At 60.8% G+C, this 13,756-nt stretch carries 13 protein-coding genes; 10 read left to right on the top strand and 3 right to left on the bottom strand.

Features of this window, described 5'->3' with window-relative positions; translation table 11 throughout:
• The first annotated feature begins 116 nt into the window (after nucleotides 1–116).
• From V8P77_RS29380 to V8P77_RS29355, 6 genes are all read left to right on the top strand, one after another.
• Nucleotides 117–1,712 carry an ABC transporter substrate-binding protein gene (locus V8P77_RS29380; protein WP_335915676.1) on the top strand — a complete coding sequence of 532 codons (1,596 nt, stop codon included), beginning with the start codon at nucleotides 117–119 and terminating at the stop codon, nucleotides 1,710–1,712.
• An 87-nt stretch (nucleotides 1,713–1,799) separates the two neighbouring features.
• Nucleotides 1,800–2,804, top strand: a complete 1,005-nt coding sequence (locus tag V8P77_RS29375) for an ABC transporter permease subunit (RefSeq protein ID WP_017959055.1) — start codon at nucleotides 1,800–1,802, stop codon at nucleotides 2,802–2,804.
• A 9-nt stretch (nucleotides 2,805–2,813) separates the two neighbouring features.
• Nucleotides 2,814–3,704 (top strand): ABC transporter permease subunit, encoded by an 891-nt coding sequence (locus V8P77_RS29370; protein WP_168277491.1) that lies wholly within the window; start codon nucleotides 2,814–2,816, stop codon nucleotides 3,702–3,704.
• Nucleotides 3,704–4,720, top strand: a complete 1,017-nt coding sequence (locus V8P77_RS29365; RefSeq protein WP_025393213.1) for an ABC transporter ATP-binding protein — start codon at nucleotides 3,704–3,706, stop codon at nucleotides 4,718–4,720. The genes V8P77_RS29370 and V8P77_RS29365 overlap by 1 nt, the downstream gene beginning before the upstream one ends.
• Nucleotides 4,717–5,670: a peptide ABC transporter ATP-binding protein gene (locus V8P77_RS29360; RefSeq protein WP_335915672.1), complete on the top strand. Its 954-nt coding sequence runs from the start codon at nucleotides 4,717–4,719 to the stop codon at nucleotides 5,668–5,670. The genes V8P77_RS29365 and V8P77_RS29360 overlap by 4 nt, the downstream gene beginning before the upstream one ends.
• Nucleotides 5,671–5,696: 26 nt before the next feature.
• A complete protein-coding gene (locus tag V8P77_RS29355) occupies nucleotides 5,697–6,236 on the top strand; it encodes a gluconokinase (RefSeq protein ID WP_316028817.1) in 540 nt (179 codons plus the stop codon).
• On the opposite strand, the gene V8P77_RS29350 is transcribed toward V8P77_RS29355, so the two are convergent.
• The 3 genes from V8P77_RS29350 to V8P77_RS29340 all read right to left on the bottom strand — a co-directional run bounded on the left by V8P77_RS29350 (nucleotide 6,226) and on the right by V8P77_RS29340 (nucleotide 9,102).
• On the bottom strand, nucleotides 6,226–7,473 hold the full coding sequence (locus V8P77_RS29350; protein ID WP_335915669.1) for an NAD(P)/FAD-dependent oxidoreductase: 1,248 nt from the start codon (nucleotides 7,471–7,473) through the stop codon (nucleotides 6,226–6,228). The two genes, V8P77_RS29355 and V8P77_RS29350, sit on opposite strands and share 11 nt — an antisense overlap.
• A 76-nt stretch (nucleotides 7,474–7,549) precedes the next feature.
• The gene (locus V8P77_RS29345; RefSeq protein WP_335915668.1) at nucleotides 7,550–8,053 is read right to left on the bottom strand and encodes an isoprenylcysteine carboxyl methyltransferase family protein; all 504 of its coding nucleotides are present in this window, start codon (nucleotides 8,051–8,053) and stop codon (nucleotides 7,550–7,552) included.
• On the bottom strand, nucleotides 8,050–9,102 hold the full coding sequence (locus V8P77_RS29340; protein ID WP_335915666.1) for a type III polyketide synthase: 1,053 nt from the start codon (nucleotides 9,100–9,102) through the stop codon (nucleotides 8,050–8,052). Before V8P77_RS29340 ends, V8P77_RS29345 begins: the two co-directional genes overlap by 4 nt.
• A gap of 168 nt (nucleotides 9,103–9,270) precedes the next feature.
• Between V8P77_RS29340 and V8P77_RS29335 the strand changes: the two genes are divergently transcribed.
• From V8P77_RS29335 to V8P77_RS29320, 4 genes are all read left to right on the top strand, one after another.
• Nucleotides 9,271–9,807, top strand: a complete 537-nt coding sequence (locus tag V8P77_RS29335; protein ID WP_335915665.1) for a tetratricopeptide repeat protein — start codon at nucleotides 9,271–9,273, stop codon at nucleotides 9,805–9,807.
• Between the two features lie 46 nt (nucleotides 9,808–9,853).
• Nucleotides 9,854–10,459, top strand: coding sequence for an RNA polymerase sigma factor (locus tag V8P77_RS29330; protein ID WP_335915663.1), 606 nt, complete (start codon nucleotides 9,854–9,856; stop codon nucleotides 10,457–10,459).
• Nucleotides 10,456–11,259 (top strand): anti-sigma factor family protein, encoded by an 804-nt coding sequence (locus V8P77_RS29325; RefSeq protein WP_335915662.1) that lies wholly within the window; start codon nucleotides 10,456–10,458, stop codon nucleotides 11,257–11,259. The genes V8P77_RS29330 and V8P77_RS29325 overlap by 4 nt, the downstream gene beginning before the upstream one ends.
• 578 nt (nucleotides 11,260–11,837) lie before the next feature.
• The coding region (locus V8P77_RS29320; RefSeq protein ID WP_335915661.1) for a M10 family metallopeptidase C-terminal domain-containing protein at nucleotides 11,838–13,756 on the top strand (1,919 nt) is incomplete at its 3' end.

The following is a 13,756-nucleotide window of genomic DNA, read 5'->3' as shown; positions in this document are numbered from 1 at the left end:
AAATTTTCTGCGTAGCCCGTTGCTTTCAGTAAATAAATATCGTTCCATCGAGCGTCGACCGAGATGGCAATCTACGGTCTCCAAACATCAAAAAAGAACAACCGGGAAACAATATTATGAAAAAGATCTCTGTCCTGCTGGCAGCGACGGCCCTGATTTCCGTCATGGCGACGTCGGCCTGGTCCAAGACCCTTGTTTATTGCTCCGAGGGCTCGCCGGAAGGCTTCGACCCCAGCCTCTATACGGCAGGCACGACCTTCGACGCGTCGTCGCGCACGGTCTATAGCCGCCTCGTCGAATTCAAGCATGGCGGGACCGAGATCGAGCCGGGCCTGGCCGACAGCTGGAGCGTGTCGGCCGACGGCACGGAATACACCTTCAAGCTTCATCCTGGCGTCAAGTTCCAGACTACCGACTTCTTCACGCCGACGCGCGATCTCAACGCCGACGACGTCATCTTCTCGTTCGAGCGTCAGCTCAAGGCTGACAATCCGTGGAACAAGTATGTCGAGGGCGGCTCTTACGAATACGCCGCCGGCATGGGCTTCCCGGAGTTGATCAAGTCGATCGAGAAGGTTGATGACCTCACCGTCAAGTTCACGCTCAATCATCCCGAAGCGCCGTTCCTCGCCGATCTCGCCATGGACTTCGCCTCGATCGTCTCCAAGGAATATGCCGACAAGCTCGCCGCCGACGGCAAGATGGCGCAGCTCAACCAGCAGCCGCTCGGCACCGGCCCGTTCACCTTCGTCGCCTACCAGCCGGATGCCGTCATCCGCTACAAGGCGAACGAAACCTATTTCAAGGGCAAGGAAAAGATCGACGATCTGGTTTTCGCGATCACCTCTGATGCTGCCGTCCGCGCGCAGAAGCTGAAGGCCGGCGAATGCCATCTCATTCCTTATCCGAATGCGGCCGACGTCGCCGAACTCAAGAAGGACGAAAACCTGACCGTGCTCGAGCAGGCCGGCCTGAACGTTTCGTATCTCGCCTACAACACCTTGATTGCTCCCTTCGACAAGGCCGAAGTCCGCAAGGCGCTGAACATGGCGATCAACAAGCAGGCGATCGTCGACGCCGTCTTCCAGGGTGCCGCAGCCGTTGCCAAGAACCCGATCCCGCCGACCATGTGGTCCTATAATGATGCCGTCGTAGACGACAAGTACGATCCCGATGCGTCGAAGAAGATGCTGGCAGATGCCGGCGTCAAGGATCTGAAGATGAAGATCTGGGCAATGCCGGTTTCGCGTCCGTACATGTTGAACGCGCGCCGCGCCGCAGAATTGATGCAGGCCGACTTGGCCAAGGTCGGCGTCGATGCAGAAATCGTCACCCATGAATGGGCCGAATATCTGAAGCTCTCGTCCGACAAGAATCGCGACGGTGCCGTCATCCTTGGCTGGACCGGCGACAACGGCGACCCCGACAACTTCATGGATACGTTGCTTGGCTGCGATGCTGTCGGCGGCAACAACCGCGCTCAGTGGTGCAACAAGGAATTCGACGATCTGATGACGAAGGCCAAGCTGACGGCCGACGTCGCCGAGCGCACGAAGGCCTATGAGCAGGCTCAGCTGATCTTCAAGAAGGAAGCTCCCTGGAATACGATTAACCACTCATTGGTCTTCGTTCCGATGAGCAAGAAGGTCTCGGGCTTCTTCATGGACCCGCTCGGAATTCACCGCTTCGACGGTGTGGACATTTCCGAATAATAAAAAATCTGTAAACTGCCCGGTCAACGCCGGGTGCGGCCGGCGGTCAGGTTCCCCTGACCGCCGGAAACTATTGGAAAACCTGCTATGTTGCGTTTTTTCATCGGCCGCCTCGCGGTGCTGATCCCGACATTCCTTGGCGTTTCGCTGATAGCCTTCTCGTTCATCCGCATGATCCCCGGCGACCCCGTCATGCTTTTGTCGGGTGAACGTGTGATGGCGCCGGAACGTCACGCCCAGATCATGCACGATCTCGGTTTCGACCGGCCCATATATGTGCAGTATTTCGATTATCTCGGAAAAGTGCTGCAAGGCGATCTCGGCACCTCGATCGTCACCAAGCGGCCCGTTCTCGGCGAGTTCTTCACATTGTTCCCGGCAACGCTGGAGCTTTCGCTCTGTGCCATCATCATCGCCGTCTGTCTTGGCGTGCCCGCCGGCGTCTTTGCGGCCGTCAAGCGAGGCACGTGGTTCGATCAGAGCGTGATGGGGGTCGCCCTCATCGGCTATTCCATGCCGATTTTCTGGTGGGGTCTGCTGCTCATCATCTTCTTCTCCGGCTATCTCGGCTGGACGCCGGTTTCCGGCCGCATCTCGCTGATGTATTTCTTCAAGCCAGTCACCGGATTCATGCTTGTCGACAGCCTGCTGTCGGGCCAGAAGGGGGCGTTTGCCTCGGCCGTCAGCTACCTCATTCTGCCGACCATCGTGTTGGCAACCATCCCGCTCGCCGTCATCGCACGCCAGACGCGTTCGGCGATGCTCGAGGTGCTGGGTGAGGACTATGTCCGCACCGCGCGCTCGAAAGGCTTGAAGCCGCTGCGCGTCGTCGGCGTGCATGCGCTGCGCAATGCAATGATCCCTGTCATCACCACGATCGGTCTGCAGATCGGCGTTCTTCTTGCCGGCGCCATCCTCACCGAGACGATCTTCTCCTGGCCGGGTATCGGCAAATGGATGGTCGATTCGGTCTTCAAGCGCGATTACGCCGTGGTCCAGGGCGGCCTTCTCTTGATCGCCGGCGTCATCATGCTGGTCAATCTGATTGTTGATGTTCTCTACGGCTTCATCAATCCGCGCATTCGTCACTAGGAGCGGTCCATGAGCACGGTCACCATCAAAACCGGCCAGCCATCCGCTCTTGCGGAATTCTGGCATTATTTCTCCCGCAACAAGGGCGCCGTCATCGGCCTCGTGGTGTTCAGCATCATCCTGGTCGTCGCAATCCTTGCGCCGCTCTTTGCGCCGCATGCGCCGAACGAGCAGAACCGCCAGGTGCTGCTGGCCGTACCGTTCTGGATGGAGGCGGGCAGCGCCTCCTACCCGCTCGGAACGGATGCCGTTGGCCGCGATATCCTCTCGCGCCTGATCTACGGCGCGCGGTTCTCGCTCTTCATCGGCGTCGTCGTCGTCACGCTTTCGGTCATTTCGGGCGTCCTGATCGGGCTCGTTGCCGGATTTTTCCGCGGCAAGATCGATACGGCAATCATGCGCCTGATGGATATCATCCTGGCCTTCCCGTCGCTGCTGCTGGCTCTGGTCCTGGTGGCCGTGCTCGGGCCGGGTCTCACCAATGCGATGATCGCGATTTCGCTGGTCAACCAGCCGCATTTCGTCCGGTTGACGCGCGCCTCGGTCATTTCAGAGCGTGAGAAGGAATATGTGATCGCCTCGCGTGTCGCCGGTGCCGGCACCTTCAGGTTAATGTTCAAGACGATCCTGCCAAACTGTCTTGGGCCACTGATCGTTCAGGCGACGCTCGCCTTTTCGGCGGCGATTCTCGATGCCGCCGCCCTCGGCTTTCTCGGCATGGGTGCCCAGCCGCCGACACCCGAATGGGGGACGATGCTGGCCGAATCCCGTGAGTTCATCTCGCGCGCCTGGTGGGTGGTGACATTCCCGGGTCTTGCCATCCTCATTACCGTTCTCGCCATCAACCTGATGGGTGACGGCCTGCGCGATGCGCTTGATCCCAAACTGAAGAGGTCGTGATGTCACTCCTCGAGATTGAAAATCTGACGGTCGAATTCCAGACCTCTTCCGGCCTCTTCCGCGCCGTCGACGGCGTGTCGCTTGCCTGTGACAAGGGCGAGATCCTGTCGGTCGTCGGCGAATCCGGCTCGGGTAAATCCGTGGCCATGCTGGCCCTGATGGGGCTTCTGCCGTGGACGGCGAAGATCACCGCCGACCGGATGCAGTTCGACGGCAAGGACCTGCGCGGCATCTCCGCCCGCCAGCGCCGCAGGATCATCGGCAAGGATATGGCGATGATCTTCCAGGAGCCGATGTCGAGCCTCAATCCGTGCTTCACGGTCGGTTTCCAGCTCGGCGAGACCCTGCGCTTTCATATGGGCCTCAATCGCAAGGAGCGCCGCCAACGTTCGATCGAGCTCCTGAACCTCGTCGGCATTCCGGCGCCGGAAGACCGCCTGTCGAACTTCCCGCATCAGATGTCGGGCGGCATGAGCCAGCGCGTCATGATCGCCATGGCGCTTGCCTGCAATCCGAAGCTCCTGATCGCCGACGAGCCGACGACCGCGCTCGACGTGACGATCCAGGCACAGATCCTCGATCTGCTCGTTCGCCTGCAGAAGGAGCAGGGCATGGCGCTGGTGCTGATCACCCACGACATGGGTGTCGTCGCCGAAACCGCCGAGCGCGTGCAGGTGCAGTATGCCGGCCAGAAGGTCGAGGAACAGCCGGTAAGGGCACTGTTCCGCGATCCGCATCATCCCTACACGGCAGCTCTGCTCGCAGCCCTCCCGGAACGCGCCAAAGTGGGCCAGCGTCTGCCCTCGATCGCCGGCGTCGTTCCCGGCCAGCACGGCCGGCCGACGGGCTGTCTCTTCGCGCCGCGCTGCGGTTATGCCACGGTCGAATGCGATCGCGGCGTCGTGCGCCAGGGTCCGGAGCTCGGCCAGGCTTTGTGCAATTATCCATTGAAGGACGGCAAGCCGCTGGGGCATCCCGGTGTCATCGCCGTTGAAACGGCAGGAGATCTGGTATGACGGGCGCTGTTCTCGAGGGCAGGGATCTCGCCCGTTTCTACACGGTCAACCGCGGTCTCTTCAAAGCCGACGCCACCGTCAAGGCGCTGAACGGCGTCAGCTTCAGCCTGCATTCCGGCAAGACGCTCGCCGTCGTCGGCGAATCCGGCTGCGGCAAGTCGACGCTCGCCCGTCTGGTCACGATGATCGAGGATCCGACGGCTGGTGAATTGCTGATCGACGGCAAGCCGGCGCGTGTCGGCGACCGCAGCTTGCGCAGCCAGGTACAAATCGTCTTCCAGAACCCTTATGGCTCGCTCAACCCGCGCCAGAAGGTCGGCGCGATTCTTGAAGAGCCGCTGAAGATCAACACCGATCTTGACGCCGCCGCCCGCCGCCGCAAGGTGGAGGAGATGATGGCCCGCGTCGGTCTGCGCCCCGAGCATCATGGTCGCTACCCCCATATGTTCTCCGGCGGCCAGCGCCAGCGCATTGCCATTGCCCGCGCCCTGATGCTGCGGCCGAAGGTGCTGGTGCTCGACGAACCGGTCTCGGCCCTCGATCTGTCGATCCAAGCGCAGGTGCTGAACCTGTTGATGGACCTGCAGAAGGAGATGGGGCTTGCCTATCTCTTCATCTCGCACGGTCTCTCGGTCGTCCATCACATCGCCGACGAGGTGATGGTGATGTATCTCGGCCGCCCGATCGAAACCGGTCCTGCCGCCGAAGTCTTCGCCCGGCCGCGCCATCCCTATACGGCCGCCTTGTTGTCGGCGACCCCGATCGCCGATCCCGAGCGCGAGAAGAACCGCATCCGCCTGCAGGGCGAACTGCCGTCGCCCTTGAAGCCGCCGTCGGGCTGCCACTTCAATCCGCGCTGCTGGAAGGCGCAGGACTATTGTCGCCAGGTTTCTCCCGAATTAAGTGGAGAAGGCGCACAACAATATGCCTGTCATTTCCCGCTCGACTGACCGGGAAGATAAGCTGAGGAGCAAACATGCCGGATGGGCGGACGAACAAACCCCATGCGATCATCGTCATGGGTGTCAGCGGCTGCGGCAAATCCTCTGTCGGCGAAAAACTCGCCGAAGCGCTGCACTTGGCCTTCGTCGAAGGTGATGCGCTGCATCCCGCCGCCAATGTCGAGAAGATGTCGAAGGGCATTGCGCTGACCGATGACGACCGGATGCCCTGGCTCGACCGCATCGGCGACGACATGAAAGCCTCGCTGGAAAAGTGCGAGGGCATCATCGTTTCCTGCTCGGCGCTGAAGCGCCTTTATCGCGACAGGCTGAGGGCCGCTGCCGGCGGCAATCTGTTCTTCGTCTATCTCGAAGGTTCGAGGGCGCTGCTGGTGAAGCGTATGGGCGAGCGCAAGGGGCATTTCATGCCGGTCTCGCTGCTCGACAGCCAGCTGGCGACACTTGAGGTGCCGACAGGCGAGCAAGGCGTCGTCACTGTCGATATCGACGACACGGTGGACGGCATCGCGGCAACGGCGCTTAAGGGTCTCGCAGCTCTCGGTATTACGGGTTGAAACGCTGCGGCGAATAGGCCGCGATATCGATGAACGGCGTCTCGCCGGTGATGAGTTCGGCAAGCACGCGACCGGTCACCGGCCCGAGCGTTAGGCCGTGATGGGCATGGCCGAAGGCAAACCACAGGCCCTGATGGCGCGGCGCCTTGCCGATAACAGGCATCATATCCGGCGTGCAAGGGCGCGCGCCCATCCAGGGTTCGGGATCGAGCCTGCCTCCGAGCGGGAAGATGGTGCGCGCCACGGCCTCGGCGCGGTCGAGCTGGACCGGCGTCTTCGGCGCGTCAAGCGTTGCAAACTCCGCCCCTGTCGTCAGGCGGATGCCGCGGTTCATCGGCGCAAGGAGATAGCCGCGCTCGGCATCGAGCGTCCAATTGTGGAGCACGGCATTGCCCTCAGCGGCATAGTGCATGTGATAGCCGCGCTTGACGCCGAGCGGGAAGGAATAGCCGAGCCGCCGCGTTGCAATGGCCGCCCAGGGACCGAGCGCTATCACCGCATCCTCGGCTTCGAGCGGACCTTCCGCCGTCATGATTTTCCAGCCGGACCCGAACGGACCGAGCGAGGCGGCATCTCCCGTGACGAACCGGCCACCGAGGCTTTCGAAATAGCGGCGATAGGCCGATGTCAGCGCATGCGGATCGAGCACCGACCAGGGATCGCGCCAGCGAATGCCGCCGGCGAAATCGCTGGTCATATCAGGTTCCATGCGGGCGATGTCGGCCGGAGTCAGGCTGTCATACTCGACGCCGAATTCGTTCTGCCAAAGTGCTGCCTCCGCAAGAGCCTGGTCGCGCTTTGCCTCAGTGCGGAAAATCTTTATCCAGCCGTCCTTGCGGATCAGCCCTTCGGCCTGCGACGCCCCGATCAGGTCCTTGTGCTCCACAACAGAATTTTCGATCAGCGGCGCATAGGCCCGGGTGATGATCGCGTGGCGGCGCGCATTGGAGTTCCACCAGTAGCGGGCGAGAAAGGCGATCTGGCTCGGCAGCGTGTGCAGGTGATAATGCGCGTCGATGCGGTTATTCAAAGCATAACGCAGCAAAAGCCCGAGCTGCTGGGGAAAACCGTAAGGCGCGACACCTTCCCGCTGGATCAGGCCGGCATTGCCGAAGGAGGTTTCGTTGCCCGGATCCTTGCGGTCGATCAGCGTCACCTGCCGGCCGCGCCGCTGAAGATGGATGGCCGTGGAAACCCCGACGATGCCGGCGCCGAGCACGATTGCGTTTTTCGTCATTTCCGCTTGCATTCCGCTTTGTTTGTCGGGGTGAAAATGCCCGTGCCGATACCGCGACGCAAACGGAAAATCGCATTCATTTCAAAATCATTGCGCTTTTCAGTGCGGCATTTTCAGCCTTCACGCGGACATGGAGGATAAGCGCGTTGAGAAGCGAAAAGACGATCGCGTAAAGCGGCAGGCCGAAGGCGAGGGGAAGGGCGGCGATTTCGCCGATGACAATCGCATAGTTCGGATGGCGGAGGAAGCGATAGGGCCCGGATCTGACCAGCGGCGCGCCGGGCAGGATGATGATACGCGTCGTCCAGCGGTCTTTCAGCGTCGCCAGCACCCAGAGCCGCAGCGCCTGCAGCCCCATGAACACCAGAAACCAGAAGAACGCGACCGGCCTGCCCGGTGCAGTGAGCCAAAGGCCGATGATCCAGCCGGCATGCAGCGCCACCATGACGGGATAATGCTCGGGTGCCACCTCTCTGGCGCCCCTGGCCAGAAGTGCTGCCGTATTGCGCCGGGCGAGCACGAGCTCTCCCAGCCGCTGCAGCGTCACGAAGGCAAGGAGCGCGATCGACGGCCACATCATGCGACCCTCCTGAGCGTCACGCAACTCGCCGAAAAGCCCGGCCCCATGGCGATCATCGCGGCGCGCGCCGGCAATCCCGCGCGGATCGCCCGCTCCAGCACGAACAGGATGGTCGGCGAGGACATGTTGCCGTATTCGGCAAGCACGGCGCGCTCGTGATCCAACGTGCCCGGCGCCATCGAAAGCGCGCTCTCCATCGCGGCCAGCACCTTCATGCCGCCGGGATGGCAGATGAAGCGGTCGATATCCTCCACCCTCAGCCCGTTTCGCGCCAGAATGGCCGTCACCGCTGGGCCGAGCTCCTTTTCAGCAAAGGGCGGCAGCGATTGCGCCAGTACGATGCCGAAGCCGCCGTCATCGATCTTCCAGCCCATGATATCGAGCGTGTCGGGAAAGAGATGTTCGCCGGTCGATTCCACCTCCGCCAGCCCGTTTTCGCCTGATCGCAGCACGCAGGCGGCCGCGCCGTCGCCGAAAAGCGCCGTCGCGATGATGTTCGGGCGCGTCAGCTCGTCCAGCCGGAAGGCCAGCGTGCAAAGCTCGATCGAGACGAAAAGCACAACAGTGCCCGGCCGGTTTCTCGCCAGCCGCGAGGCGATCGCAAAGCCCGACACGCCGGCGGCACAGCCAAGCCCGAAGACCGGAACGCGTTCGATGTCGGGTCTGAAACCCATCCGGCCAGCTAGCTGCGCATCGAGGCTCGGCGTCGTAAAACCGGTGGAGGAGACCGTCACGACACAATCGACGTCGCCGGCCTCAAGCCCTGCCTGGCGAAGGGCCGAGCTGGCAGCCTCGACGAAAAGCCCGCTCGCCACCTCTGCAAAGGCCTGCATCCGGTCGTGCCAGCCATGCGGCTCGTCGAACCAGGCAAGCGGCCGCGCCGCATGGCGCTTTTCGATACCGGCGCTGTCGAAGACGCGGGCAAGATGGCGGAAATCCTCGAAACGGTCGGCAAACAGCCGGGCCGAGGCTTCGACCGCCTGCTTTTGGAAAATGACATGTTCGGGTGTGGCAACGGCGAGGCTGACGAGTTTGACGGTATCGGTCACAGAATTCTCCTTGTCCCTCCGGCGGGACGAAAGAAAACACGCGGGCGCCCAATTTATTCAGCTCTGAAGCTTCACGAAAGGGTGAAGAAAGAAATGCAAGCGGCAGCCGAATAAAGCTGGATGCAGCGGTGTTCTCTCGTCGCAACGTCACTTTCGAGGAGTTTCCCCATGACGATCATGACAGCCCGCATCGCTTCCATCATTCTCGGCGGCTGCCTTGCCGCCTCTGTTGTCTCCGGCCCGGTTTTTGCGATCGGCGATGACAGCAGCACGACACCCACCTGCAAGAAGGGCGAGATCTACGACCAGAAGACCAAGAAATGCGTCAAGCAGCAGAGCGCCAACGTCTCCGACGAGAACCGCGCCGACTATGCCTATTCGCTGGCCAAGGCCGGCCGCTACGAGGAGGCGCTTGCCGTGCTCGACACGGTCAAGGATCAGAACACCGCCGAAGTGCTGAATTATCGCGGTTATGCCACCCGCAAGCTCGGCCGCACCGACGAGGGCATCTCTTATTATCTGCAGTCGGTGAAGATGGACCCGCAATACGCCAAGGTCCGTGAATATCTCGGCGAAGCCTATGTCATCAAGGGCCAGCTCGATCTCGCCAAGGACCAGCTGAAGTCAATCAAGGCGATCTGCGGCACCGGCTGCGAGGAATATCAGGATCTGAACGCTGCAATCCTCGATCCCTCGAAGATCTGATCGGCAGGCGGGGCGGGAAGATTTGAACCGCGAAAGGGATGTGAGAATGTCGGTCGCGCGCAGCATATTTCCTGCCTATAGTCGCGCCAGAATGGAATCGCCGGTTCATTCGGCGGTTTCGAGGGATGCAGGATTGGCGGAGGCGGCCATCGCGAGCGAAGCGGATATCAGGAGCGGCCTGACGGAAAATCTGGCAAGGCTCTGGCGTTATGGTCTCGTTCTCTCGCATCAGCGCGATGTCGCCGACGACCTGGTGCAGGCGACTTGCCTTCGTGCGCTGGAGCGCGCCGATCAGTTCGTGCCCGGCACCCGGCTCGACCGCTGGCTGTTTTCGATCCTGCACTCGATCTGGCTGAACGAGATCCGCTCGCGCCGGGTGCGCCAGGGCCAGGGTTTCGTCGATGCAGGGGAGACGCTGACCTTCGACGGCGCACACGACACCGAAACCCATGTGATGGCGGGTCAGGTGCTGAAACAGGTGAATGCGCTGCCCGAGGCGCAAAGGACGGTGGTTTTCCTCGCCTATGTGGAGGGACTTTCCTATCGCGAGGTTGCAGGCATATTGGATATCCCGATCGGAACCGTGATGAGCCGGCTGGCGGCTGCCCGCGCCAAGCTCTCCGACGCCGGACCGGAAGGGGGACGGCAATGACGACGAAACAGACCATTCCCTCCGACGAGGACCTGACCGCCTTCATCGACGGCGAACTGACGGCCGAAGAGGCTGCGCGCATTGAAGCCATTGTGAACGAAGACGAGAGCGTCGCCGAACGGCTGGAATTCCTGGCCCGCGCCAACCTGCCGTTCGAGCAGGCCTTCGCCCCGCTGCTCTCCGAAGCCCCGCGCCAGAAACTGGAGACGATGCTCGCCGCCATTCCCGCGCAGCAGAGCGCAAAATCCGCCTCCGCACCCCTATTCGCCAGCCGTCGCCGCTTCCTCGGCGCGCTCGCCGCCTCGCTGGCCGCCGGCATCGCCATCGACCGCGCCGTCATCGGCATCGGAGCACGCTTTTCGGCAAAGGACGAAAACAGCGAATGGCGCGCCGTGGTCGCCGACTATATCTCGCTCTATACCGCCGAAACGTTCGCCGGCCCCGCCCCCGGCAGAGAGGACCAGGCCGCCCAGCTCGCCGGTCTTGACGAGAAGCTCGGCCTGTCGCTCTCCCCCGAAGCCGTCTCGCTGCCGGGCATCGATTTCAAGCGCGCCCTGCTGCTGCAATATGATGGTAAGGCGCTCGCCCAGATCGCCTATCTCGACCCCGAGACCGGGCCGATGGCGCTCTGCATCGTCAAGTCTGACAAGGGGCCGAAGGCGCCGGACCTCGAAAGCCGCAAAGGTATGAATGTCGTCTACTGGTCGAACGCGACGCACGCCTTCATGCTGATCGGCCGCATCCCGGTAGACCGGGTGAAGGAATTGGCGGAGAACGCCCGGAGCAGGCTTTCGAACTGACCAGTTCAGCGGGACTTCAGCTTCGCCGGGTTTTCTTGGGGAGCGCGATTGAGCTCGAAATCGACGCTTTGAAGAAGGACATCGGCTTCACCACGTTCGGACAGGACGCGGTCGTCAAGCTCTAAGTTTTTCCCTTCATTCGCTATGGAACGATCACAGCCGACCTCACCGAATTGCGGCAGATGCGATCCTCGAACCCGACGCGGCACGTCATGAGGGCGACCCCGCGGCACGACAGGCGAAGACAACGTTCGGCGGCGCCGAAACAATGTGGACCTCTCGCTCTCCCGATATCATCAAGCCTGAGACTTAATAAATTTCAGCATATGACTGTAACGTCAATTTAAGTGCCGTCGTGGCAGCAATTGCGACGGTTCGGACGGGCGAGCACAGGATCCTGGAATATGTCTTCTGGCCTTCGGTAGAGGTTGCGGCGGAAGCGCTTTATGAGCGTTAGTAACTAAGGTCAAAAACTTTCCTGAAGAGAAATAAAGCTTTTAGTTGAATTTTCCCCTGATTTGGGGCAGTGGGAAACTGGCATTAGGCGCGGCCGAATGGAATAGGCGAACGGGGATTTTATGACAGACGCTATTACCTTCATAAAGGGCGTGGCCCTGACGGGGGATAAGAGAATTGACGGGCTTCTCAGCGGCGTTGCCTGGGACGGAACGATAACCTATGCGTTTCCCACTCTCTCGACATCATATTCCTATAGCGGCGAGAAAGATTTCGATTTTTCGTCGATTTCCTCGCAACAGCAGTCTGCAGCCTTGTTTTTTATGGAGCAATCCTATGGAAACGCGGCAAATGACGGTTTTTCGGTTGAGGGGTTTACGAACGCCGATTTTGTGGCGGGAAGCGCCGATATCGCAACCGTGCGGTTCGCTCAGTCGTCCCTGCCTCCGACGGCATGGGCCTATTATCCGGATGCTGGCATCAGCGGCGGCGATGTCTGGTTCGGGACGGAATATGCCGGCACTGAAGATGATCTTCGCTTTCCGGAGTTCGGCAACTATGCGGGCCACACTTTGGTGCATGAGTTGGGCCACGCGCTCGGACTGAAACATTCTTTTGAACCGGATTTTTTTTACAATCCCACAGTCGTTCCGCGCGCCTACGATTCGGTCGAATATACGATCATGACCTACCGCACATATGTCGGAGATAATACGACGAGCGGATACAAGTACGAGCCCGATGGCGCGCCACAGACCTTCATGATGCTTGACATCGCCGCCCTGCAGCAAATGTATGGTGCAGACTACACGACGAACAGTGGCGATACCGTCTATAAGTGGAATCCGAACGAAGGCGTCACCTATGTCGACGGGGTGGCCGCCATCACGCCCGATGCCAACCGGATCTTCGCGACAGTTTGGGACGGCGGCGGTATCGATACATATGATTTGAGCGCTTATACCACCGCCCTCAAGATTGATTTGCGAGCAGGGGGGTATTCGGTCTTTTCCCTGAGCCAGTTAGCCGATCTGTGGGGTGACTATGCCCGCGGCAACATTTTCAACGCGCTTCTTTATAAGGGCAACGTTGCGTCATTGATCGAGAATGTTCAGGCCGGCTCCGGCAACGACAACATTATAGGCAATGAGGCGAACAATACACTTTGGGGCAATGCCGGAGATGATTCGCTTTACGGTGGTACCGGCAACGACACATTGATCGGGGGCGCTGGTTCCGACTGGATGGTGGGCGGGGCCGGCAACGACCTCTATGTTGTCGACGATAATTTCGATTTTGTGATCGAGAGCCCGAATCAGGGGACGGACACAGTTCAGACGGCGCTTTCAAGCTATACGCTCCGCGAAAATGTCGAGACCCTAACCTATACGGGATCCGCGAGCTTCACAGGCACCGGCAATGCGCTTGCCAACACGATCACCGGCGGCGCCTTCAATGATGTGCTGAACGGCGGAGCCGGTGCGGACAGCTTGATCGGCGGGGCGGGCGACGACACCTATATCGTCGACAATGCCGCCGACATCGTCACCGAAGCCGCTGATGAAGGGATCGACACGGTTCGCGCGACATCGGTGAACTATACGCTTGGCGCCAATCTCGAGAACCTCACCTATATCGGAACGGCAGCCTTTACCGGGACGGGCAATGACCTTGCCAACACGATCAGGGGCGCGGCAGGTGCCGATACCCTGGACGGGAAGGCCGGAGCAGACAGCTTGATCGGTGGTGCGGGCAACGACACCTATATTGTCGATAACGTTGGCGATGTGGTCACCGAAGGACTGAATGAAGGAACCGATCTGATCAAGACGGCGCTTTCAATCTATACGCTCGGCAACAATGTCGAGAACCTGTTCTATACGGGATCCGCCAGCTTCACCGGCACCGGCAATGCGCTTGCCAACATGATCATCGGCGGCGCCGGCACCGACACGCTTGACGGCGGCACCGGCAATGACACGCTGATCGGCGGCGCCGGCAACGATCTGCTGGACGGCGGGGCAGGCTCTGACACGCTAGT

Source organism: Rhizobium aouanii (assembly GCF_037002925.1).
Taxonomy (GTDB): domain Bacteria; phylum Pseudomonadota; class Alphaproteobacteria; order Rhizobiales; family Rhizobiaceae; genus Rhizobium; species Rhizobium aouanii.
The sequence above is the reverse complement of the archived record's forward strand: the minus strand, read 5'-3'. Positions and strand labels throughout refer to the sequence as shown.

Coding starts and splice junctions, on each gene's coding strand:
- V8P77_RS29350 (WP_335915669.1), bottom strand. CDS start 7,473: ATGACGAAAAACGCAATCGTGCTCGGCGCCGGCATCGTCGGGGTTTCC.
- V8P77_RS29355 (WP_316028817.1), top strand. CDS start 5,697: ATGCCGGATGGGCGGACGAACAAACCCCATGCGATCATCGTCATGGGT.
- V8P77_RS29370 (WP_168277491.1), top strand. CDS start 2,814: ATGAGCACGGTCACCATCAAAACCGGCCAGCCATCCGCTCTTGCGGAA.
- V8P77_RS29345 (WP_335915668.1), bottom strand. CDS start 8,053: ATGATGTGGCCGTCGATCGCGCTCCTTGCCTTCGTGACGCTGCAGCGG.
- V8P77_RS29360 (WP_335915672.1), top strand. CDS start 4,717: ATGACGGGCGCTGTTCTCGAGGGCAGGGATCTCGCCCGTTTCTACACG.
- V8P77_RS29375 (WP_017959055.1), top strand. CDS start 1,800: ATGTTGCGTTTTTTCATCGGCCGCCTCGCGGTGCTGATCCCGACATTC.
- V8P77_RS29330 (WP_335915663.1), top strand. CDS start 9,854: ATGTCGGTCGCGCGCAGCATATTTCCTGCCTATAGTCGCGCCAGAATG.
- V8P77_RS29380 (WP_335915676.1), top strand. CDS start 117: ATGAAAAAGATCTCTGTCCTGCTGGCAGCGACGGCCCTGATTTCCGTC.
- V8P77_RS29365 (WP_025393213.1), top strand. CDS start 3,704: ATGTCACTCCTCGAGATTGAAAATCTGACGGTCGAATTCCAGACCTCT.
- V8P77_RS29335 (WP_335915665.1), top strand. CDS start 9,271: ATGACGATCATGACAGCCCGCATCGCTTCCATCATTCTCGGCGGCTGC.
- V8P77_RS29325 (WP_335915662.1), top strand. CDS start 10,456: ATGACGACGAAACAGACCATTCCCTCCGACGAGGACCTGACCGCCTTC.